Here is a 21,653-nt window from a genome sequence, read left to right as displayed (position 1 = left end):
CCGCCGCTAGTCCGCCAACTGCAACAGCTGCTGCGTATAAGCGGCGGCGGGCGAGTTAAAGATCGTCTGACAATCGCCTTGCTCAACCACCTCTCCCTGTCGCAATACAATGACCTGATGACACAGCGAACGCACTACCTGTAAATCGTGGCTGATAAACAGATAGGCCAGCCGATGGCGTTGTTGCAGTGATTTCAGCAACGTCAGGATTTGCGCCTGCACCGATTTGTCCAGCGACGAGGTTGGCTCATCCAGGATCAGCAACTGCGGTTGTAAAATCAGCGCACGTGCGATGGCGATACGTTGGCGTTGGCCGCCGGAAAACTCGGTAGGGTAACGGTGGCGCAAAGCAGGATCCAATCCCACTTCTTGCAATACCTCGATCACCCGCTGTTCTCGCTGCTCGGCACTCAGTTTCTGGTGTACTTCCAGACCTTCGGCAATAATTTGCAGCACGTTCAGCCGAGGGTTCAGCGCCGAGAAAGGATCCTGGAACACAATCTGCATCTGGCTGCGGTACGGCAGCATTTGCTTCATGCTGAACTGGTGCAGCGGCTGGCCGTTAAACCACATAGCGCCTTTGGCACTCAGCAGACGCAATAGCGCCAGCCCGGTGGTGCTTTTCCCCGAACCTGATTCTCCTACCAGCCCAACGCTTTCCCCGGCCTTCAGCTCAAAACTCAAATCCTTCAGTGCATAATGATGACCGACCGTGCGGCGCAGCAAACCGCGCTTGATTGGGAAGCTGACCTGCAGGTTTTCCACCTTCAGCAGCGGAGCGGCATCCGCCGGCAATGGCAGCGGATCGCCCACGTTCTCCGCCGCCAGCAATTGCTGGGTGTAAGGATGCTGTGGCTGGCTAAACAGGCGGACACGGTCGTTCTGCTCAACGCATTGGCCCTGGCGCATCACCGCCACGTTGTCCGCCAGGCGACGCACAATATTCAGGTTGTGGGTGATAAACAGCAGCCCCATGCCCATTTCCTGCTTCAGCTCCTTCAGCAGCAGCAGAATTTGCGCCTGGATAGTCACATCAAGCGCGGTGGTGGGTTCATCCGCGATCAGCAATTTGGGCTGGGTCAGCACCGCCATGGCGATCATCACCCGCTGCCGCTCGCCGCCGGAAAGCTGATGCGGATAGTCTTTCAACCGTCCTTTGGCATTGCGGATACCGACGCGATCCAGGCATTGGATGATCTCGCCGCGTGCGACGTCGCGCCGCATGCCGCGATGCAGCGCCAGTACTTCGGCCAGCTGTTTTTCAATGGTGTGCAGCGGATTGAGCGACACCATCGGCTCCTGGAATATCATCGAAATCTGGTTGCCGCGCACCTTGCGCAGCTCGCCCTCTGGCGCATGCAGCAGCGAATTGCCGTTGAACTGGATATCGCCGGCGGTATAGACCACCGGAGGCGAGGGCAGCAGGCGCAATATCGACAGCGCAGTGACGCTTTTGCCTGAACCGGACTCACCCACCAACGCCAGCGTCTCTGCCTTTTCGATCTGCAGCGAAAGGCCGTTGACCACCGGGTTCAATACCTCTCCCTGACGAAAAGCCACGCCGAGATCCTGAATTGAAAGCAGAGGAGTGCTAGCCATATTAATGCGCCTTGCTGGGGTCAAAGGCGTCGCGTACCGCTTCGCCGATAAAGATGAGTAAAGACAGCAGCACCGCCAGCACCAGGAAAGCGGTGATGCCGAGCCACGGCGCCTGAAGGTTGTTCTTGCCCTGCAACAACAGTTCGCCGAGCGACGGGGAGCCTATCGGCAGGCCGAAGCCCAGGAAGTCGAGCGAGGTCAGGGTCGTGATGGAGCCGCACAGAATAAACGGCAAGAAAGTCAGCATCGCCACCATCGCATTGGGCAGCATATGGCGATACATAATGACCCGATCCTGCACCCCCATGGCGCGTGCGGCACGGATATAGTCGTAGTTGCGGGTACGCAAGAACTCCGCGCGCACCACGCCCACCAGACTCATCCAGCCGAATAAAATGGTGATGCCGAGCAGCCACCAGAAATTGGGTTGTACGATGCTCGACAACAAAATGATCAAAAACAGCGTCGGCATGCCCGACCACACCTCGATAAAGCGCTGGCCCCACAGGTCTATGCGCCCGCCGTAGTAGCCCTGTACGGCACCGACGCAAACGCCAATCACGCTGGAGAACAGCGTCAACGCCAGCCCGAACAGCATCGAAATACGAAAGCCATACAGCACGCGGGCCAGCACGTCGCTGCCGTTGCCGTCGGTGCCCAACAGATTGTGGCGTGAAGGCGCGGAGGGGAAGGGCACTTCGGTAGCGAAATTGATGGTGTCGTAACTGAAGCGGATCGGCGGCCAAACCGCCCAGCCGTGGCTGTCGATCTGTTTTTTTACGAAGGGATCCTGATAGTCGGTGGCGGTGTTCAGCTCGCCGCCGAAGGTGGTCTCGCTGTAGTCGATGATGAACGGCAGATACAGGCGTCCTTCGTAGCGCACCAGCAGTGGTCTGTCGTTGGCGATCAGGTTGGCCCCCAGGCTGAGGACAAACAGCACCAGAAAAATCCACAGCGACCAGTAGCCGCGGCGGTTGCTGCGAAAACGTGCCCAGCGCGCCTGGTTAATTGGGCTTAAGCGGCTCATTGGCGGGCCTCGAAATCAATACGCGGATCGACCAGGGTATAGGTGATATCGCTGAGAATATTCAACAGCAGGCCAATCAGGGTGAAGATATACAGCGTGCCGAACATCACCGGATAATCGCGCTGCAGCGTGGCGTCATAGCCCAACAGGCCCAGCCCGTTAAGCGAGAACATCACCTCGATCAGTAAAGAACCGGTGAAAAACATGCTGACAAAGGTCGCCGGGAAGCCGGCGATCACCAGCAGCATGGCATTGCGAAACACGTGGCGATAAAGGATTTTGTTCTCGTCCAACCCTTTGGCGCGGGCGGTAACCACGTACTGTTTGCGGATCTCGTCGAGGAACGAATTCTTGGTCAGCATGGTCAGGGTGGCGAAACCGCCAATCACCGTCGCCAGAACGGGCAGGGTGATATGCCACAGGTAGTCGGTGATTTTGCTGTACCACGGCAGGGTATCGAAATTGCTGGAAACCAGACCACGCAGCGGGAACCAGTCGAGATAGCTACCGCCGGCGAACAGCACAATCATCAGAATGGCGAACAGAAAAGCGGGAATGGCGTAACCGATGATAATCAGGGTGCTGCTCCAGGTGTCGAAGGCGCTGCCGTTATGTACGGCTTTGCGGATCCCCAGCGGGATCGACACCAGGTAAATGATCAGCGTACTCCACAGCCCCAGCGTAATGGAGACTGGCAGGCTATGACCGACCAGCTGCATCACCGACGCGCCGCGGAACAGGCTGTCGCCGAAGTCGAGGCGCATGTAATTCCACAACATGGTGAAATAGCGCTCGTGCAGCGGCTTGTCGAAGCCATAGCGTTTGGTGATTTCGGCGATCACTTCCGGATCCAACCCGCGGGAGCCGCGGTATTGACTATCCGTGGCACTGGCAACGCCGGTGCGCGCATGTCCCAGACCGTCGCCTGTTCCGCCGCCGCCGAAGCCGCCGCTCTGGCCCATTTCGATAGTGGCGATGGCCTGATCGACCGGGCCACCGGGCGCAATTTGCACGATAAAAAAGTTAATGGTGATGATCGCCCACAGGGTGGGGATAATCAGCAGCAGTCTGCGAATTAAATAAGCCGCCATCGCAGATTCCTTATTGTTGTTGAGTCGGCAAACGCGCCGCCTTATTGACGTCAAACCACCAGTTATCGAAGCCGATCACATAGGCCGGGCGGATAGGCGGCGTGGAGAATTTGTCCCAGTACGCGTAGCGATCGTGATTGGAATACCACATCGGCAGCATGTACCTGTTCCAGGTCAGTACCCGATCCAACGCCCTGCCCAGCGGCAGCAGGGCTTTCTCGTCGCCCTGGTGCGCGGCGATCTGCCTGACCAGGCTGTCGACGGCCGGATCGGTGACGCCGGGGGTATTCCAACTGGAGTTGATGTATTTGGAATCCCAAAGCGTCTCAAGGCTGGAGCTTGGGAAGGGCATAGCCAAATAGACCGTCGGCATCATGTCGAAATCACCGTCTCGCATACGCTTAGTGAACTGGGATATGTCGATCTCACGGATCTGCATATCAATGCCCAGCCGTTTCAGGTTGTGCTGGAACGGCAATACGTACTGGAAGTTGCTGCCGCTCAGCAGCATCAGTTCGAAGCTGAAGGGCTGGCCGGTTTTACTGTTCACCAACCGCTGGTTTTTCACTTCCCAGCCGGCCTGGTTCAGCAACTGCGTGGCTTTCAGCAGGTTCTGGCGATCGTTGCCGCTGCTGTCGGAGGACGGTGGCTGGTAGATACTGGTGAAGACTTCCGCCGGTACCTTGCCCTTCAGCGGTGCCAGCAGCGCCAATTCAGCCGCGTCAGGATAACCGCTGGCTGCGTAAGGCGTATTTTGGAAATAGCTGTTGGTGCGTTGATAGGCATTGTAATACAGCGCCTTGTTCATCCAGTCAAAATCAAACGCCAGCGTGATCGCCTCGCGAACCTTGGGGTCGGCAAACAGCGGGCGTCTCATGTTGAAGGCCATCCAGCGGGTATTTTGCGCCGACTGGTTGGTTTCGTCCTGTTTGATTATATAGTTGCGGGCGAAATTGCCCCCTTGGTACTGGGTTGCCCAGTTTTTTGGCGAGCCTTCAATGCGGAAGTCATAGGCACCGGCCTTAAAGGCTTCCAGCGCAACTTTATCGTCCAGGTAGTAGTCGTAGCGGATGCTGTCGAAGTTAAAACGGCCACGGTTAACCGGCAGGTTAGCCGCCCAATAATCTCGCACGCGCTGATAGGTAATATATTGGCCTAGCCGGTAGCTGGCAATCTTGTATGGCCCGCTGCTGAGCGGCGGCGTGCTCAGGGGTTCATTCAACTTGTGATCTTTCCAGAAGCTTTGCGGCAATATGGGGAGGCTAAACAGCCCCAGCAGTTTGTCTTTATCCGGCTGCGGGAATTCGATACGAACCGTCAGACGTGAGATAGCCTTGACCGTAATGCCTTTGTAAGCGACGCGAAACTGCGGTACGCCCTCGGTCATAAACTTGTTAAAGGTGAAGGCCACGTCGGCGGCGGTGATGGGCGTGCTATCGTGGAAGCGGGCGCGGGCGTTGATATCGATCTCTACCCAGCGCATGTCGGCCGGGAAGCGGGCAGATTCGGCAATCAGCGGGTAGTAGCTGCCTATTTCATCGTCCGAGGTAGTAAACAGAGAGTCATACAATGCGTCGGTGCGTTCGCCGGGCACGCCGCGGGGGGCGTAGCGGTTGAAGTTATCATAGGTGCCGATCGCTGCCAGCCGCACATCGCCACCTTTGGGCGCCGCCGGGTTAACGTAGTCGTAATGGCTAAAATCGGTGGAGTACTTGGGCTCACCGAGCTGGGCGAAAGCATAGCTTTCATTGAGGGTTTCAGCCTGCAGACCGAAACTCAGTGCTGAGAGCACCAGGGCAGCAAAAACGCGCACGGACATCTTGACGGTAAGCTCCTGCTGTAAAGTCAATTAAGCCTGCGGCCAGCATAACATTTGCCGCCGTGCCGCAGGGTAAAGAAGTTAAAAGATCAGCCCTTTAGCGCCTGATGATCCATCACGGTATGGGCATTGCAGAAGGCCACGAAGTTGTCGATGCTCAGTGGTCTGCTGTAATAATATCCCTGCATGAAATTCACGTCCTGTTCCTGCAGAAAGCTCACCTGTTCTGCGGTTTCTACGCCTTCCGCTACGGTTTGCATCTTCAGCTTTTTCGCCAGCGAAATCACCGCGTCCAGGACCGGGGCGGTGACCGTGTCCTGGCCGATGGAGTTAACGAAACCACGATCTATTTTCAGATAATCCATGCTAAAGCGTTCCAGATAGATCAGCGCGCTGTGGCCGGTACCGAAATCATCAATGGCGATCTCGATGCCCTGCTGGTGCAGCCAGTCGAACTCCGCCAGCGCATTGCCTTCTTCCACCATGCCACGCTCGGTAATCTCAAAGACCAACGTAAAGTAATCGCCCGGCAGTTGCGCCAGCAATTCATACACGTCGTGATGGAAGGAGGGGGCGCTAAGGTGGGAAGGGGAGATGTTCAGACCGAGCTTGGCCCCCTGCGGTAGCGCCGTCGCCAGCTTGGGTGCATCTTCGGCAATCAGGCGGAACAGATGGCGCGTTAGCGGCACAATCAGCCCTTCGCTTTCGGCATAGGGAATAAACAGATCCGGCGGGATGCGGCCTTCAATCGGATGCTGCCAGCGGATCAAGGCTTCCAGCCCGCCGATGGTGCCGCTTTGGGTATGGAACACCGGCTGATATTCGATAAAGAATTCGTTGCGCTTGATACCGCGCATCAGGGCGCGTTCCGGGCTCTGGCGCAGCAACAGCATGTAATAGCAGAGCACGCCGATCATTAATGACAGTACCAGGCTGCCCATCAGGGTCAGGCGGATATCGTTGGGCGTCAGCTTTTGGTTATAAAACAGAATGGTCATCGGCGTGCCGGCGATAGAGATGCGATCGGCTTTCTCGTTCGGTAACTGGTTCACCGGCATTAAATTCGGACTAAAGCTGGTCAGCGCACGATCGCCCAGGATAATAGCAATCGCCGGTGCCCGCTCCGGGCGAGAGGTAAACAACTGATAGGGCATAAGCGCGATATCCAGCGTCGCCAGCACACCGGTGTCTTCTTTTCCTGGTTGACGTAACCAGACGGCTACTGCCGGTTTCCCCGGTACCAGCGGCGTTCCCTGCTGCAATTTGAGATCCAACGACTGATGCGGGTCAATCTCCGGATAGATGTTTTTCAGCGCCAGCATCATTTCGCCGGTGGCCGAAGAGCAATAGGCAAAGCCATTTTTTACCAGCATAAAAGTGCGTACGCCGGAATGGAAAGCAGCCTGGTAAGTAATATCCGGTTGGCTGGCAGAACAGGGGCGGTCAATCAGCGGCATTAACTGCTGCATGATGGTTGTCAGATCATTAAGCGTATCGGCTGTGAATTTTTGCGTGCGTTGCTCGACCCGATGTTGATATTGCGTGCGCTGGTGGTCAATCAGAGAGAGTGTAATCGCCATGAACAGGATAAAAAAGACCAGGGCTACGATGGCGCTTTTAGCCAAACTGCGTCGTCTGTGAGAGACGTGGCGTGCAAATGCCCTTTTCAAGCCCATAAACCTGCCCCCTGAGCACGGCGTATCAATTTGTTTTTGTTATAGAGTGACTGCGTAATATATCCCAACGGCGCTGTTGCAGTCATTATTCATCGATTATTTAACGGTTGTTAATCGTTTAAATCAGGCATGACTACCATTATCCCATTTGACGATAATAGGTGAGTTTTTCATCGGTGCGTAGTTTCCTACAAATAATATCGCGAAATACTGGGGTAGGGGTAAAGCGCTGCGAACGGATAATAAGATCTCAATCCGGAGCAGACAGCGGTGCAAAAAAAAACGCTGCCCGAAGGCAGCGTTCTATCGCTCGTTTGGTATTCAGGACAATCAGGTCATGCGCCGTCAGCTGCTGGTAAGCACCCGGCGGGCTTCGCGATAACGCTTATTCCAGTAGTTATCGCTCAGTTTCGAAATCATCACGCCGTTGCTGGTAGAGGCATGAACGAATTGATCGTTACCTAAATAGATGCCGACGTGGCGCCCGGTTGAGCCGGCGCGGAACAGCACCAGATCGCCAGGACGCAGTTTGGTGCGCAAGATTTTCTTGCCCATGTCTTCCTGTTCGTAGGTCGAACGCGGTAAGTCCATGCCAAACTGTTCGCGGAAAGTACGCTGTACAAACGCTGAGCAATCGATGCCGCGCTTGGTTTCACCGCCTAAACGGTAGCGAACGCCTTTCCAGTCTGCATACTGATCCATAATCTTTGACTTGACGTCAACGTTACGGACCATTGCTTCGAATTCATCCTGAGAGGCTTGCAGTAAAAGACCGTCTTTGTCATTAACTGCACGCATCTCAGTTTGTGCGTTATTCAAGTTCGAAGTGTGAGTCGTGCTGCACGCGGAGAGCATTACCGCTGCGGCAATTGCAGGTACTACCCGCAAAAAATATCTCAGAAACGGTTGAGATTTGACCATTGTTATTGTTTTCCCTTGAAGTCCTTAACGACGTCAGTCGCTACCTGAAAAATGCCAAACGGAACGAGACTAATCTGCAGCTGTTTTAACGACAATCAGTTACCTCTTAAAACGTGCTGGAACGCACATTTTTAGTGGATTTGAAGCTGAGTCAGGTTAAACCAGGCACAAACGCATCCGAGATTACCGTAACGAATTGGGGATTGCGAGCCTTTTTCCACCCTTTTTTATATGAATTTGTGATGTAACATAATGTAAATCTTCATATAAAAAACGCTGATTGTCCGTTGTGTTGGTTTTGCGTGAAATCAGGTGGCGAAAGCGTTAACGCGATGATGGAGAAATAAACGGAATGCGGTGGGGAAATAATCAGGAGGCCGGCGGGCCTCCTGGGGATCATAACCAATAGTTATGACTATGCTGGACGGTGTTTACCGGGTAGCAGGCGATTCAGACCCCGGATCAGCACATCGCTAAACGGCGTCATCAGACACCAACTGGCGCCAACCAGCACCACCGACAGCGAGCCGACGGCAATATCGGTAAACCAGTGGGCACCAATCATCACGCGCGGCAATGAAAATACCACCGTAATCAGCAGCGCGACGGCGAATGCGCGACGGTTGAAGTAACGCAACATAAAGCAGGAAAATATCATCAGCATCATGCCGTGATCGCCGGGGAAGCTGTCGCCTGAGGCGTCTTTAGTCGGAATACCGGTCAGTTCGCTGACGCGGTTGATATTCTCAAAGCTCAGCGACGGGCTAGGGTGTTTGACCGGCAGTAAATGCCCAAGCTGGTTCAGCACCACGGCGGTCAGCAGCATAACAACGCCGGTAATCAACAAGCGGCGACGCCCGGCGCCATCCTGCTGCAGGTAAAAGCACAGGTACAACAACCCCATGGCCAGCAGCGAAATGACGTCAAAGGCGCGGTTATTGGTGATAGCCACCAGATGTAAAAAACCGGGATCGGTAGCCAGATGACGATTAAAGAAGAAGAAAATTTCCGAATCCAGAGTAAACCAATAACCGTGATTCGCCGGCAGGAACCAGGACAAGAACAGCACAATGCCCAATATATTGAAGAAAATGATGAGGGGTAAGTTGCGGCGAGTCATGGCATAACCTGTAGTCTGTCTAAAGAGTAAAAGGGCATTAACGGTAAAGATCTCAACTTAAACGAATACTAAACAGCTTGGATTGCAACGCGTTCCAGTCCGCATTCTCGCTGTGAATCAGTTCAATTCGGCTGTCCAGCGGTGTAACAGGGCGCGTTTCGATATTGAGATCTTGCCCCTGACGGTTGATTAAAAGTGTACCTTCAGCAATACGTACCACACCTTTGGCGCGTTCGACCGGCGCCAGACGTATCCATTCCATAATGCCAACGGTGTCGAACACCGTATCGGCGTCAAAAATCCAACCACAGCTGTTAAAACCCTGGCCCTGGTTGAGCGCTCGACGCCAGCGGGAAGTTTCCGGCAGTCGCAATGCGGCCAGGCCCTGCGTTTTGGCATGACTATGATGATGTTGTGCATCGGGTAATTCTGTACGATTAGTGCGAGGTTGGTCGAGCCACGCGACATCGGCCTGACCGCGTTCAATATGATAAAGCGGACGCTGGTGGCCATCCTGTTCCATCCATTGCTGCAGGGCCATCAGATCTTGCGGCTGATAGGTGTCGCTTTTGCTGGCCAGAATAATGTCGGCGGCCGCCAGTTGATCGCGGAAGTTTTCGTTGTCGCGGTAGCGCGGTTCGCTGAGTTGGCGTGCATCCAACAGGCACAGCGTGGCTTGCAGATCGATCCAACCGGCGTAACTGTCTTGCGTCAGCAATGACAGGATCTGTTTCGGATGACCGAGCCCGGTGGGTTCGATCAGCAAGCGATCAGGCTTGTTTTGTTGCAGCAACATGTTCAGCCCAACCTGCATCGGCAGCCCGTTCACGCAACACATGCAGCCACCGGGGATCTCCTTCAACACTGCGCCGCTGTCAGCCAGCAGCGCGCCGTCGATGCCAATTTCACCGAACTCATTCACCAGCACCGCCCAGCGTTCATGTTCCGGCTTGTTAGCCAGCAAATGGCGGATGGTGGTGGTTTTGCCGCTGCCGAGAAAACCGGTGATCAGGTTAGTTTTAGTCATTAATTATTCCTGATGTTAATGAATTTAAGGGCAATAGTTTGGCCATTCTACTTCACCAGGCAGGATGGCGCTGCTCTCCCTGCGTTAAGTCACAAATCCGACAGATTGCGATACGTCATTTTAAAGCAACCAAATGGCGGTCATTATTAGGAAAAATCCCAGCAAAAACCGGATATTACCTAAGGGAAATAGTTGTTAGTAGCTTGTTTTAACTTTGTTAATTGCCCGATTACCCGCCAAATAAATGCCCTTACCTTGCGATTATTCCTAAGAAGATCCTCTATGTTTAAATTGGCTTAACAAAAAATGAGGTTGCCATGAATGTCTTTCGGTTATTTTTGATCGCAGGAATGTTGTTTTCATGGACGGCAGTAAGTCATGCAGGAACCACTGGCGGAGTTATTCGTTTTGTCGGATCTATTGTGGAAAGCCCCTGTACGGTGAAAGTTACCGCTTCAACGGCCAATACGCAATGTTACCGAAATGGGCAGCACTATCAAGACCAACAGGCCCTGTCGAAATTTGATGCTACACGCAAAGAACTGCCGCTGAATTTAGGTTCGACCGAAATGAAGTGGGTGGATCAACAGAAAAAACTTGCAGTGATGACGGTAGTTTATCGTTAAGTCGTTCGGCGATGCCGGATGATATCCGGCATCGTCATTTTCCCCGCTTTACTTCTTGTTCAATGGCTAAGCCAACTGAGTCGACACCCAGTTTTGCACCGTTTGACGCGCACCGCGATCGCGTAATGACAAGTAGGCGCGGGTGACCGCCGTGACAAATTCCTCGTTGGCCGCCAATTGCTCACCAAAAATAGCCGTTAGACCCAACAGGCCTTTTACCCGTTGTTCATCATCCGGCGTTGAAGCCACTGTCTGTTGCAGCGTAGCCAATAACGGATCGCGAATGTCTATTGGCTGCCCGGCATCATCCACGCCGCCGACATAGCGCATCCAGCCCGCTACCCCGAGAGCCAGACCGGCATAGCTGCCGCCATGCTGCAGATGCCAACGCACCGAGTCCAGCATACGCTGCGGTAATTTTTGCGTGCCGTCCATGGCGATTTGCCAGGTACGGTGTTGCAACGCCGGGTTGCTGTAGCGCTCAATCAGCTGTGCTGCATAGGCGGGCAAATCGATACCGCTAACGTTCAGCGTCGGCGCCTGTTCAGCCAGCATCAGGTGGAGTGCGGCGCGGCGATAAGACTCATCGCCCATACAGTCGTTGATGTACTGATAGCCCCCAAGATACCCGAGATAGGCCAGGAAAGAGTGGCTGCCGTTCAGCATGCGCAGTTTCATCTGCTCAAAAGGCAGCACGTCATTGACCAACTGCGCACCGGCCCGTTCCCAGGCCGGGCGGCCGGCGACAAAGTTATCCTCAACGACCCACTGGATAAAGGGTTCGCAGGCGATGGCGCATTCATCACGAACGCCGCCGAGCGCCTCAGCCACTTCATCCAGCGTCTCTGGCGTAGCGGCGGGAACGATACGGTCTACCATGGTGCTGGGGAAGCTCACCTCGCGGGCAATCCAGTCGGCCAGCGCGCCGTCACGCGCTTGAGCCAAACCGACGATCGCGTTACGCAGCACGTGGCCGTTTTCCGGGATGTTATCGCAAGAGAGCAGGGTAAAGGCGGGCAGCCCACGTTCCAGACGCAGGCGCAGCGCTTCCACCAGGATCCCCGGCACGGTGGAAGGCTCGCCGGGATTCGCCAGATCGGCGCGGATCGCCTGATGTTGAAGATCCAGTTTTCCGCTGCCGGGTTCAATGCAATAGCCTTTTTCGGTAATGGTCATCGAGACAATCGCCACCTGTGGCTCCGCCAGCTTTTCCAATACGGCGCCAATCCCTTCCAGCTTGCGGTGTACGCTCTCATGCACCGCACCGATCACGATAGCCTGATTACTCGCCGCGCCTTTTTCCAGCACGCTGTAAAGATGGTCCTGCTGGCGCAGCGTCCGGAACAAATTATCACCGCCGAACAGGCTGATTTCGCAGATCCCCCAGTCGCCGCCCTGACGATTCAACACTCGATCGGTCAGTAGCGCCTGGTGGGCACGGTGAAAGGCGCCAAATCCAATGTGCACCATGCGGCTCTGTAATGCGCTGCGATCGTAACCTGGCTGCTGGACGGCATCCGGAAGCGGCGTGTTGGCGATAGTCTTCATGCAAAGCTCCAAGGCTGAGTAGATGTGTTGGCGGTTAACTTTAAAAGTTATCAGACCAGTTTTTTTGTGCAGAATACGGCACTCCTTCTGCCGGGGCTGCACGAATTTTCTGCCGCCAGTGTAAGGCTGTAAGCGCACTAATTACATGTGCGCGTGCAAAATAAGCCAGATCCGTGAAGTGGATCAACCAATCGCGGTTTCACTTTTGACAGCAATTGGCGAAAGAGTAAGGTGAAAGATAACCGATATCTATTTTATTTTGGTATAACAAGATGGCTGGAGCAGGGCGATCTTTATCACTTCCGCGATACTGGGCAATTTTTACAAGGATAAATAATGGAACAAACATGGCGTTGGTATGGGCCGAACGATCCGGTCTCTCTTGATGATGTGCGCCAGGCCGGCGCCACTGGCGTCGTCACCGCCTTGCACCATATCCCGAATGGCGAGGTGTGGCCGGTCGAAGAGATCAAGGCCCGTCAGGCCCTATTGGCGGAGAAAGGCTTGGTGTGGTCGGTGGTGGAAAGTATCCCGGTGCATGAGGAGATCAAAACCCACAGCGGCCATTACCGGCAGCATATCGCTAACTATCAGCAATCGCTGCGTAACCTCGCGGCCTGCGGCATCGACACCGTGTGCTACAACTTTATGCCGATCCTGGACTGGACGCGCACCGATCTGGAGTATTTACTGCCGGACGGGTCGAAAGCGTTGCGTTTCGATCAGACCGCCTTCGCGGCTTTTGATCTGCATATCCTGCAACGCGCTGGCGCAGAGCAGGATTACACGCCGCAAGAACAGGAGCAGGCTGCAACCTATTTTTCCGCGATGAACGAGGCGGAGGTTGCCAAGCTGACCGGCAATATTATCGCCGGATTACCGGGGGCCGAAGAGGGCTATACCCTCGATCAATTCCGCGCTCGCCTGGCGGAGTACGATGGGATCGACAAGGCGCAGCTGCGAGAGAATATGGCGGTGTTCCTGCGTGCCATTGTGCCGGTGGCGGAGGAGGTTGGCGTGCGTTTGGCAGTGCATCCGGACGATCCGCCGCGGCCGATTTTGGGGTTGCCGCGCATCGTCTCTACCATTGAGGATATGCAGTGGTTCAAGCAAACGGTCGACAGCCGGTATAACGGCTTCACCATGTGCACCGGCTCTTACGGCGTACGGGCGGATAACGATCTGGTGCGGATGATCGAAACCTTCGGCGATCGCATCCACTTCACCCATTTACGTGCTACCTGTCGCGAAGAAAACCCGAAAAGTTTCCATGAGGGTGCGCATCTGCAAGGCGACGTGGACATGGTGGCGGTGATCGAGGCGATCCTCACTGAGGAGCAACGGCGCCATCAGGCAGGCGATCGCCGGCCGATCCCGATGCGTCCCGACCATGGGCACCAGATGCTGGACGATCTGAAGAAAAAAACCAACCCGGGCTACTCGGCGATTGGTCGTTTGAAGGGGTTGGCGGAACTGCGCGGGGTGGAGCTGGCGCTTAAACGCCGCTTCTTCCCGGATTTGCCTTAAGCCATTAAAAAGGGGCCATACAGGCCCCAGAATATCGACTAGTCAGCGCGGCTCATGTAGCGGCGCTCGGCAATATGAATGCGGATTTTGTCACCGGCGCTGAGGTATTCCGGTACCTGAATGGTCAGGCCAGTCGCCATGGTGGCCGGCTTGTTGCGGGCACTGGCAGAGGCACCTTTGATGCCCGGGGCGGTGTCGACAATTTCCATATCCACGGTCTGCGGCAGTTCCAGCGCCAACACCTGGCCATCCAGGGTCAGTACCTGCATGCCCGGCAGACCGCCTTCAGGAATAAACAGCAGTTCATCTTCGATCTGGTCTTTCTTAAAGATATACGGGGTGTAATCCTCGTCATCCATAAATACGTATTCTTCGCCGTCGATATAAGAGAAGTTCACCTTGCGGCGTGACAGGCTAATGGTGTCCAGAATATCGTCGCCCTTGAAACGCTCTTCAACCTTCAGCCCGGTGCGGACGTCAGAGAAGCGCATTTTGTACAAGGTGCTGGCGCCGCGCGCGCTTGGGCTTTGCACATCAATGTCTTTCACCAGCAGCAGTTTGCCGTTGTAGTTGATCGCCATGCCGCGCTTAATTTCGTTAGCTTTTGCCATATAAAATAACCTGCAATGAAGAGTATTTGGGAAGTTGCGACAAGTTACTCGCGCCGCTGATTTCAGGCAAGCAGATCGAGCAAAAACAGTGACAGAAAAAGGGGACGGCGGCCGCCATCCCCTCAAATTGCTGACAACGTCCTTTGCAGTTAAAAGTTCTGTTCTGGGGCAAATAAAAACAAAGGATGGTGTCTTCTGATTTACCTCAAACACCCGAAAACCACGTTTTTCGGGTGTTTGTCATCAGACTAAGGGGACGGCGGACGCCATCCCCTACGGTATTACTGGAACACCGGTAACAGACCCAGCAATGCCAACACGTGCGCGACGGCGTTGATCACCCCGAACAGAATGATGAACAGGATCATGCCGTAGCCACCGGGAGCGCGATATTGCGCTTCGGTAAAGCGGCGGCGGCTGGCACGCGCCATCATGGCCGGTACTATTACCGCCCAAACGGTGGCGGCCAGGCCGGCGAAGCCGATGGCGTAAAGGAAGCCGTTCGGGAACAGCAGGGCGGCAATGGTCGGCGGCGCGAAGGTCACCAGCGCGGTTTTGCTGCGTCCGACGGTGTCATCGCTGAATTTGAAGAAGTCTGCCAGGTAATCGAACAACCCCAGCGACACCCCGAGGAATGAGCTCGCCAGCGCCATATAAGAGAAGGCGTTCAGTAGCTGGCCGACGGTCTGGCTGCTGGAAACGTTGCCCATCTGCTTGAGCAGGCTGCCAATGTTGCCGCCTTCGGCAATCACCTGTTTGAAGGCATCGCGGGCGATGTTGCCCTGAATCACATACTGCCACAGGATATAGATCGCCAGCGCCAGCAGGGTGCCGTACACCAGGCTGCGCACGACTGCGCCGCTGTCTTTGTGGTAGTACTTCACCAGTCCCGGCACGTTGCCGTGGTAACCGAAGGAGGTCAGCAGATAAGGCAGCGCCGCCAGGGCGTAAGGCAGGTAACTGGCCTGGTCGTCACCGCGGTTGAACAGTACTGCCGGCTGCACATGCGTGAACATGTCGCCCACCGACATCACAAAGGTGATCACCATACCGCCGATCAGGATCGTGCTCAGGCGATCAACGGCGCGGGTGGAGAGCCACACGATAAACGCCACCACCACGGCAAACACCAAGCCGGCGGTGGACTGCCCGACGCCGACGATACCTTCCAGCGTGTGGGCGATAATCGAGCCACCGGCGGAGATATAGGCATAGGTGAGGATGTACAGGACAAAGGCGATGGAAATACCGTTAATGGCGTTCCAGCCTTTACCCAGCAGATCTTTGACGATGGTGTGGAAGCTGGCGCCGCTTGGGTAGTGCAGGGCGGCCTCCAGGATCATCAGGCCAGAAATCAGCATGCAGGCCCAGGTATAAACCAGCAGCGCGACGGAGCCGCTGAACCACACGCCAGAAGTGACGATGGGAATGGAGAACATGCCGGCGCCGACGGCGGTGCCTGCAATGATCATCGCGCCGCCAAGCACTGAAGGGCGGGAAAGCTTCTGGATGGTGTCCGCGGACATTTTTGCTCCTGATTGGCCTCGTCGGCCGTGGATTCTTTTGTACTAGCTCAATGGTACATGTGCGGTTGGCGCATGTAAAGCCGCTAATGCGCTTGTTTCATGCATTAATTGGCGGCGGAAGGGGGGGTTATGGCAATTTGCGGGCAGGTGAGAAAACGGGGCGATTCACGATTTAAAACGCGAGATGTAAAGATTCGCGCGCCAATACGGATTATGCTGGCGGCCGATGAGCGCGACTGATATTGTCGCGCTTCAATTCCGCCAGCCCACCGGGAGACTCGCTGATGGACTGTCGTACCGACTGCGGCGCCTGTTGTATTGCGCCTTCAATATCCAGCCCGATCCCCGGCATGCCTAACGGCAAGCCCGCCAACACCCGCTGCATTCATCTGAGCGAGCAGCTGCGTTGTGGCCTGTTTCATTCACCGCTGCGGCCCAAGGTCTGCGGCAGCCTGCAGGCCAGCCGCGAAATGTGCCATGACCACCGCGACCAGGCATTGGTCTATCTGATCAAGCTGGAAGCGGATACTGCACCTTAAGCGTCTTTCAGTTTCCACAGGCACAGCACCGCGCCGACCACCATCGCCAACGCGGAATAAAACACCGCGTGATAGTTCCAGACCTCCGCCACCACGCCGGCGATTGAACCGGCAAAAATCCAGCCCACGCGCGTAGTGTTGGTAAACAAAGTGGTTGCCGCCCCGGCCTGACCGGGCATCAAATCTTGAAAATAGAGCATACCAATGCCTGCCAGCACGCCAATAAACGCCGCGTTGAGCAATTGCAGGGCAATCAGTTGCCAGGTACCGGTGATAAACAGTAACCCGAAGTAAAACAGCAGGCCCGCCGCCACCGCGCAACGCATCAGGAAACGTTTACCGAAGCGTTTCGCCACCATGCCGGCCAGCAACATGGTCGGTATCTCCAGCCCGGCCGCCGTCCCCATCAATATTCCGGCCAACCTTTCCGGCAGTTGCAGCTCATGCACCATATACAGCGGCATATTGATTAAATACATGCTGTTGGCGGTCCACATAAAGGTGCAGGTTAAAAACAGCAGCAGCGTATCGCGGCGATTTTTCCGCGGAGCTTCCAGCGTGGTGCTGGAAGCCACCGGCGTTTTACGCATCGACGGCAGCATTTTCCACACCAGCACGCCACACAGGATAAACGCTGCGGCGGCGGCCAGATACATCACCTTAAAACCGAATCCCAATGCCAGCGCAAAGGCGATAGGCGGCCCAATAACCCAGGCGAGAGAAACCTGAGCCCGCAGAATAGAGCTGAACATTACCGCTTCGCGGCCGGTGCGGTCGGCGTGTTCGCGCGCCAGAGCGAACATCTGCGGGTTGGCGGTCGAGCCGAAGCTGGTCAGCATTACGCCGACTGCCAGCAACAGATAATAATTACGGTTCCAGGCGAACAGTACGCAGCCCAGTGCCCCTAACATGCAGCAGAGGAAGATCAGCGTTTTGCGATCCCCTTTTTGATCCGAACGTCGAGCCAGAAACTGGCTGACCAGGATGCCGATCACCGCGCTGCCGGTGAAAAATAACCCAACCATGGAAGGGCGCACCTTCACCTCGGTTGCCAGGAACAGGCTCAGCGTCGGGGTTTGTAACGCACCGGCAATCCCGGTGAGGAACGCCACCACTAAAAAGGCCAGCGAAGTCAGATCGGGCGAGCGTCGCGTTACCGCAGTTGAAGTAGGCATAGAGGTCAGCAAATAGCCGTAAATGAGGGAGTCGCGCGCATAATACGCCTGTTTAAAAAGAACAAAAACCGGTTTCATTCTGCTTAATGGTAAAAAGTTCTTGCCTGCATCAGGCTAAAAAAAGGGCGATGTCACCATCGCCCTGGGTATGACAAACTTCGACGTTAGGCGCCAGCCGGCACGTCGTGCGCGGTGTTTTTCAGCACCTCGCCCTGATACTTCTCGATCTGCAACTGTGCCATTTGCCCGCAGTTACCCTGAGCCAGGCTGGAGGAGCCGACGTCGAAGGTCAGGCAGTTGACGTTGCCGTTCTTGCACAGCGAACCCGGCTGTGACGGATCGGCCGGATCGAACCAGGCACCTTCGCTGATGCGCACCACGCCAGGGCGCACGTCTTCGCTCACCACCGCACCCACCAGGATCTGGCCGCGATCGTTAAAGGCCCGCACCAGATCGCCATTGGCAATGCCGCGTGACTGGGCGTCCTGCGGGTGGATCACAATCGCTTCCCGATCGGCTACCGCGTATTTCTTGCGCAGTGGCGTGTTGTCGAGCTGCGAATGCAGGCGGTTGATCGGGTGCGCGGTGTTCAGCGACAGCGGGTATTTCACCGCTTCCGGGCCGCGATACCATTCATGCGGCGGCATCCATGTCGGAATACCTGGGCAATCCTGATACTTCATTTTGGCAATGGCGTCGGAGTAGATCTCGATTTTACCGGATGGCGTCCCCAGTGGATTGAGCAGCGGGTTTTCACGATAGTCGGCGAAACGCACCCATTGGGTATTGGCCTCCGGCACCGGGAAGCGCACGTAATTGTTGGACTCCCAGAACATGTCGAACGGTGGCAGGGCGACCCGGGCAGCACGTGCCTGAGTTTTCATGTCATCGTACATGCCTTTCAGCCATTGGGTTTCATCTTTGCCTTCGGTAAAGGCGTCCTGCACCCCCAGCTTGGCCGCCATGGCCGCGAAAATATCGAAATCGCTGCGTGATTCATGCTGCGGCGCGACGCACTGATGCATTGGGAACACATACAGCTGTGAGTAATCGCCGCCCATTTCGAGATCGTTGCGTTCGTAGCTGGTGGTGGCCGGCAGAACGATATCGGCATGCTTTGCGGTGGCGGTCCAATAAGGCTCGTTCACCACGATGGTGTCCGGCCGCTGCCAGGCCTTGACCAGATTGTTGGTGTCCTGATGCTGGTGGAAGGTGTTGCCGCCCGCCACATAGACCATTTTCACCTCGGGGTAGGTGACCTGTGCGCCGTTGAAATTAATTGTCTTGCCCGGGTTGGTCAGGCATTCGGCGATGCGCGCCACCGGGATCGGTGCCGGTGAGTTCTTCGGTGCGTTACCGGCAGAGATACCGGAAATGATGCCGCCTTTCGCCGTCGGGCTGCCGCCGGAGGAGTAGTGATAGCTGAAGCCGAAGCCGCCGCCCGGCAGGCCAATCTGGCCGAGCATCGCCGCCACGGTAACCAACAGCCAATGCTGCTGTTCGCCATGATGCTGGCGTTGGATCCCCCAGCCGCCCATGATCATGGTGCGATTTTTCGCCATGTCGCGTGCTAACTGACGCAGCACGTCAGCATCGACGCCGCACACATCGGCCGCCCATTCGGCAGTTTTCGGCGTACCGTCGGTTTCACCCAACAGATAGGCCTGGAACTTGTCGAAACCGGCGGTGTAGGTTTTCAGGAAGTCCGGGTTATGCAGCTTCTCGGTCAGCAGCGTGTGGGCGATGCCGATCAGCATGGCGCCGTCGGTATAAGGACGCGGAGCGATCCACTGCGCATCGACGAATTTGGCGCTGTCGTTGTGTACCGGATCAATGCTGATCACTCGGGTGCCTTTCTTCTTCAGCGCCTCAAAGCCCGTCTGGCCGTAGTGGTCCGGGACGTTCCAGCTGTTTTTCAGCGTGATCATCGGGTTACAGCCCCACAGCACCACCAGTTGGCTGTTTTCAATCACGTTCGGCCAGGCGGTCTGCTGTTCGTAAACCTCCATGGAGCCCACCACGTGCGACATGATCACCTGCGCGGCACCGGTGGAGTAGTCGCCCGCGTAACCAAGGAAGCCGCCGGTCAGGTTCATCAGGCGTTGCAGCAGCGTGCGGCTGTTATGCAGCATCCCGACGCTTTTCCAGCCATAAGAACCGGCATAAATGGACTGCGGGCCATGGTCTTTCTGCAAGCGGGTGATCTCACCACAGACCAAATCAATCGCCTTGTCCCAACTGACGCGTACCCACTCGTCACGACCACGCAGTTCGGTACGGCTGCCAGGGCCGCCTTCCAGCCAACTTTTGCGCACCATCGGGTATTTGATACGGTTTTCGGCGTGCACCTGATAGGGCGCCATGGTGATCAGTTCGTTCGGATAAGGATCGTCTTTGACCGGCTGCACGCCGACCATTTTACCGTCCTGGACGATGGCTTCGAAGGCGCCCCAGTGCGCGCCGGTCAAAATGCCTTTTTGTGCCTGACGCAACACGACGAATTGCGGCAGCGCCTGGCTGATGGCCTGGGCCAACGCTGACTTGGGCCACAGGCCCGCCAGTAGCGGTGCTGCGGCCAGCGCGGTCGCGCCAGTCAGGAAGCGGCGGCGGCTCATTTTTAACGCTTGTTGTTGATACTTGCTCATTTCGCTTCTCCCTTAAAGCTTGGCTGGTGCGGCTGGCTGCATGTCACTGGCGTGTTTCTGCACGTACTGTGTCAGAACGCGCAGCTGTTCCTGCGTCAGCGAAGTGCGTGGAGCCATACCTTTAATTACGCCGATCCACTGGTTGGCGTTGAAGCGATCGAGGGCTGTGAGGCCGTGACAACCGGTGCAGTTGGCCGACATCATATCTGCCGTGTAGCGCCAGATTTTTTGCTGATCGTCGATCAGTTGTTTGCGCGGCAGCCAAACTTGCAGAGAAACCTGATGCCATACCAGACCGGTTTCGGCATCGGTCATGGTGGTGCCGGTTTTCAGCAGTTTGCGAGCGTCTTCACCCAGCAGCACGCTGAGGATGCGTTTGCCCTGCGCGGCGTAGAACACTTCAGCGACACCGTCTTGCTGCCAGCCGGTGACGTTGGCCAGCACTTTGTCGCCTTCCTGTTTCACCACCTGCACTTCGGTGGATGGCATCAGGTTGCCGGCATTGTGGCTGTCGTCCGGTTTGAGGAAGAAGGGTTCTGTGGCAATGGTGTACAACGTGGTGGCGGTTGGCGAGGTTTCAGCGGCGGCTTTCGCCAACTCGGCGGCACCGGCCTGGGCTGCACCGCTCATGTCCGGCAGGATATGCGCGACCCCTTTATGGCAGTCGATACAGGTTTCACCCTGTTTGATGGCCACCGGATGTTGGATACGCGCTTCAGGCCGTTGGGCGGTGATGTCCATTGCGTCAAAGCTGTGGCAAGAGCGGCAGGTGGCGGAGTCGTTTTCTTTTAGCGTTTTCCAGACCGACTGCGCCATGGCCAGCTTGTGCGCCTCGTATTTCTCAGGCGTATCGATGGTGCCCACCATCTCGCCATAAATGTCTTTTACCGCGCGGATTTTGGTCCACAGGTAGTCGAGGGGCTCATGGGGAACGTGACAGTCGGCACATTCAGCGCGAATGCCCTTGGTATTTTGGAAGTGAACGCTGCCCTGATATTCGGCCAGCGGTTGTTGCATGGTGTGGCAGGAGACGCAGAAGGCTGTGTCGCTGGTTTTATGGAATACGGTGGCGGTACCCGCCAATAATGCTGCCCCGAGGATAATTCCGAGCAGCAAAATCCACAGCCATCCCCAGCGGTGCTTTTTTATCAAGCCAGTGAGTTTATTGGTCATATT

17 protein-coding genes are annotated in these 21,653 nt (G+C 55.9%); 3 read left to right on the top strand and 14 right to left on the bottom strand.

Annotation, left to right across the window (positions count from 1 at the left end; translation table 11 throughout):
• Window positions 1–6 precede the first annotated feature (6 nt).
• The 8 genes from yejF to M2407_RS10200 all read right to left on the bottom strand — a co-directional run bounded on the left by yejF (window position 7) and on the right by M2407_RS10200 (window position 10,280).
• Entirely contained in the window at window positions 7–1,599 is a 1,593-nt protein-coding gene (gene yejF / locus M2407_RS10235) for a microcin C ABC transporter ATP-binding protein YejF (protein WP_259217904.1), read from the bottom strand.
• Window position 1,600: 1 nt separating this feature from the next.
• Window positions 1,601–2,626 (bottom strand): ABC transporter permease, encoded by a 1,026-nt coding sequence (locus M2407_RS10230; RefSeq protein ID WP_020827779.1) that lies wholly within the window; start codon window positions 2,624–2,626, stop codon window positions 1,601–1,603.
• Window positions 2,623–3,717: a microcin C ABC transporter permease YejB gene (locus M2407_RS10225; protein WP_129983407.1), complete on the bottom strand. Its 1,095-nt coding sequence runs from the start codon at window positions 3,715–3,717 to the stop codon at window positions 2,623–2,625. Before M2407_RS10225 ends, M2407_RS10230 begins: the two co-directional genes overlap by 4 nt.
• 10 nt (window positions 3,718–3,727) lie before the next feature.
• A complete protein-coding gene (locus tag M2407_RS10220) occupies window positions 3,728–5,536 on the bottom strand; it encodes an extracellular solute-binding protein (RefSeq protein ID WP_048759236.1) in 1,809 nt (602 codons plus the stop codon).
• Window positions 5,537–5,625: 89 nt separating this feature from the next.
• Window positions 5,626–7,212 (bottom strand): cyclic di-GMP phosphodiesterase, encoded by a 1,587-nt coding sequence (locus M2407_RS10215; protein WP_046373088.1) that lies wholly within the window; start codon window positions 7,210–7,212, stop codon window positions 5,626–5,628.
• Between the two features lie 345 nt (window positions 7,213–7,557).
• Window positions 7,558–8,133 carry a bifunctional murein DD-endopeptidase/murein LD-carboxypeptidase gene (gene mepS / locus M2407_RS10210; protein ID WP_041414762.1) on the bottom strand — a complete coding sequence of 192 codons (576 nt, stop codon included), beginning with the start codon at window positions 8,131–8,133 and terminating at the stop codon, window positions 7,558–7,560.
• Window positions 8,134–8,548: 415 nt separating this feature from the next.
• The gene (locus M2407_RS10205) at window positions 8,549–9,253 is read right to left on the bottom strand and encodes a phosphatase PAP2 family protein (RefSeq protein WP_020827774.1); all 705 of its coding nucleotides are present in this window, start codon (window positions 9,251–9,253) and stop codon (window positions 8,549–8,551) included.
• Window positions 9,254–9,305: 52 nt separating this feature from the next.
• On the bottom strand, window positions 9,306–10,280 hold the full coding sequence (locus M2407_RS10200; protein WP_020827773.1) for a GTP-binding protein: 975 nt from the start codon (window positions 10,278–10,280) through the stop codon (window positions 9,306–9,308).
• Between the two features lie 317 nt (window positions 10,281–10,597).
• Here M2407_RS10200 and M2407_RS10195 point away from each other — a divergent pair, with 317 nt between their 5' ends.
• Window positions 10,598–10,906, top strand: a complete 309-nt coding sequence (locus tag M2407_RS10195; protein ID WP_041414761.1) for a type 1 fimbrial protein — start codon at window positions 10,598–10,600, stop codon at window positions 10,904–10,906.
• A gap of 66 nt (window positions 10,907–10,972) precedes the next feature.
• On the opposite strand, the gene M2407_RS10190 is transcribed toward M2407_RS10195, so the two are convergent.
• Window positions 10,973–12,454: a mannitol dehydrogenase family protein gene (locus tag M2407_RS10190; protein WP_129940884.1), complete on the bottom strand. Its 1,482-nt coding sequence runs from the start codon at window positions 12,452–12,454 to the stop codon at window positions 10,973–10,975.
• A 336-nt stretch (window positions 12,455–12,790) separates the two neighbouring features.
• On the opposite strand from M2407_RS10190, the gene uxuA reads away from it, so the two are divergent.
• Window positions 12,791–13,981 (top strand): mannonate dehydratase, encoded by a 1,191-nt coding sequence (gene uxuA, locus M2407_RS10185; RefSeq protein WP_020827770.1) that lies wholly within the window; start codon window positions 12,791–12,793, stop codon window positions 13,979–13,981.
• A gap of 38 nt (window positions 13,982–14,019) precedes the next feature.
• Here uxuA and yeiP read toward each other — a convergent pair whose 3' ends face one another.
• Together yeiP and mtr are read right to left on the bottom strand one after the other, a co-directional pair.
• Window positions 14,020–14,592 carry an elongation factor P-like protein YeiP gene (gene yeiP, locus M2407_RS10180; RefSeq protein WP_020827769.1) on the bottom strand — a complete coding sequence of 191 codons (573 nt, stop codon included), beginning with the start codon at window positions 14,590–14,592 and terminating at the stop codon, window positions 14,020–14,022.
• A gap of 281 nt (window positions 14,593–14,873) precedes the next feature.
• Window positions 14,874–16,118 carry a tryptophan permease gene (mtr, locus tag M2407_RS10175; RefSeq protein ID WP_020827768.1) on the bottom strand — a complete coding sequence of 415 codons (1,245 nt, stop codon included), beginning with the start codon at window positions 16,116–16,118 and terminating at the stop codon, window positions 14,874–14,876.
• Window positions 16,119–16,402: 284 nt separating this feature from the next.
• On the opposite strand from mtr, the gene M2407_RS10170 reads away from it, so the two are divergent.
• The gene (locus tag M2407_RS10170) at window positions 16,403–16,657 is read left to right on the top strand and encodes a YkgJ family cysteine cluster protein (RefSeq protein ID WP_044552526.1); all 255 of its coding nucleotides are present in this window, start codon (window positions 16,403–16,405) and stop codon (window positions 16,655–16,657) included.
• Here the strand turns inward: M2407_RS10170 and M2407_RS10165 are convergent.
• From M2407_RS10165 to M2407_RS10155, 3 genes are all read right to left on the bottom strand, one after another.
• Window positions 16,654–17,832 carry a sugar efflux transporter gene (locus M2407_RS10165; RefSeq protein WP_046375007.1) on the bottom strand — a complete coding sequence of 393 codons (1,179 nt, stop codon included), beginning with the start codon at window positions 17,830–17,832 and terminating at the stop codon, window positions 16,654–16,656. The two genes, M2407_RS10170 and M2407_RS10165, sit on opposite strands and share 4 nt — an antisense overlap.
• Window positions 17,833–17,996: 164 nt before the next feature.
• Complete coding sequence (gene torA, locus M2407_RS10160) at window positions 17,997–20,477, bottom strand: trimethylamine-N-oxide reductase TorA (protein ID WP_020827765.1); 2,481 nt, start codon at window positions 20,475–20,477, stop codon at window positions 17,997–17,999.
• Window positions 20,478–20,489: 12 nt separating this feature from the next.
• Window positions 20,490–21,650 carry a NapC/NirT family cytochrome c gene (locus tag M2407_RS10155; RefSeq protein ID WP_020827764.1) on the bottom strand — a complete coding sequence of 387 codons (1,161 nt, stop codon included), beginning with the start codon at window positions 21,648–21,650 and terminating at the stop codon, window positions 20,490–20,492.
• Window positions 21,651–21,653: the final 3 nt, after the last annotated feature.

This window comes from Serratia sp. BIGb0234, assembly GCF_024809915.1.
In the GTDB taxonomy this organism is placed as follows: domain Bacteria; phylum Pseudomonadota; class Gammaproteobacteria; order Enterobacterales; family Enterobacteriaceae; genus Serratia; species Serratia liquefaciens.
This window is presented reverse-complemented; position numbering and strand designations above follow the sequence as displayed.

What these genes read in the sequence shown, in the direction of transcription:
- M2407_RS10200 (WP_020827773.1), bottom strand. Translation starts at nt 10,280, where the DNA reads ATGACTAAAACTAACCTGATCACCGGTTTTCTCGGCAGCGGCAAAACC.
- torA (WP_020827765.1), bottom strand. Translation starts at nt 20,477, where the DNA reads ATGAGCAAGTATCAACAACAAGCGTTAAAAATGAGCCGCCGCCGCTTC.
- M2407_RS10170 (WP_044552526.1), top strand. Translation starts at nt 16,403, where the DNA reads ATGGACTGTCGTACCGACTGCGGCGCCTGTTGTATTGCGCCTTCAATA.
- M2407_RS10205 (WP_020827774.1), bottom strand. Translation starts at nt 9,253, where the DNA reads ATGACTCGCCGCAACTTACCCCTCATCATTTTCTTCAATATATTGGGC.
- M2407_RS10190 (WP_129940884.1), bottom strand. Translation starts at nt 12,454, where the DNA reads ATGAAGACTATCGCCAACACGCCGCTTCCGGATGCCGTCCAGCAGCCA.
- yeiP (WP_020827769.1), bottom strand. Translation starts at nt 14,592, where the DNA reads ATGGCAAAAGCTAACGAAATTAAGCGCGGCATGGCGATCAACTACAAC.
- uxuA (WP_020827770.1), top strand. Translation starts at nt 12,791, where the DNA reads ATGGAACAAACATGGCGTTGGTATGGGCCGAACGATCCGGTCTCTCTT.
- M2407_RS10215 (WP_046373088.1), bottom strand. Translation starts at nt 7,212, where the DNA reads ATGGGCTTGAAAAGGGCATTTGCACGCCACGTCTCTCACAGACGACGC.
- M2407_RS10165 (WP_046375007.1), bottom strand. Translation starts at nt 17,832, where the DNA reads ATGCCTACTTCAACTGCGGTAACGCGACGCTCGCCCGATCTGACTTCG.
- M2407_RS10225 (WP_129983407.1), bottom strand. Translation starts at nt 3,717, where the DNA reads ATGGCGGCTTATTTAATTCGCAGACTGCTGCTGATTATCCCCACCCTG.
- yejF (WP_259217904.1), bottom strand. Translation starts at nt 1,599, where the DNA reads ATGGCTAGCACTCCTCTGCTTTCAATTCAGGATCTCGGCGTGGCTTTT.
- M2407_RS10195 (WP_041414761.1), top strand. Translation starts at nt 10,598, where the DNA reads ATGAATGTCTTTCGGTTATTTTTGATCGCAGGAATGTTGTTTTCATGG.
- M2407_RS10220 (WP_048759236.1), bottom strand. Translation starts at nt 5,536, where the DNA reads ATGTCCGTGCGCGTTTTTGCTGCCCTGGTGCTCTCAGCACTGAGTTTC.
- mepS (WP_041414762.1), bottom strand. Translation starts at nt 8,133, where the DNA reads ATGGTCAAATCTCAACCGTTTCTGAGATATTTTTTGCGGGTAGTACCT.
- M2407_RS10230 (WP_020827779.1), bottom strand. Translation starts at nt 2,626, where the DNA reads ATGAGCCGCTTAAGCCCAATTAACCAGGCGCGCTGGGCACGTTTTCGC.
- mtr (WP_020827768.1), bottom strand. Translation starts at nt 16,118, where the DNA reads ATGTCCGCGGACACCATCCAGAAGCTTTCCCGCCCTTCAGTGCTTGGC.
- M2407_RS10155 (WP_020827764.1), bottom strand. Translation starts at nt 21,650, where the DNA reads ATGACCAATAAACTCACTGGCTTGATAAAAAAGCACCGCTGGGGATGG.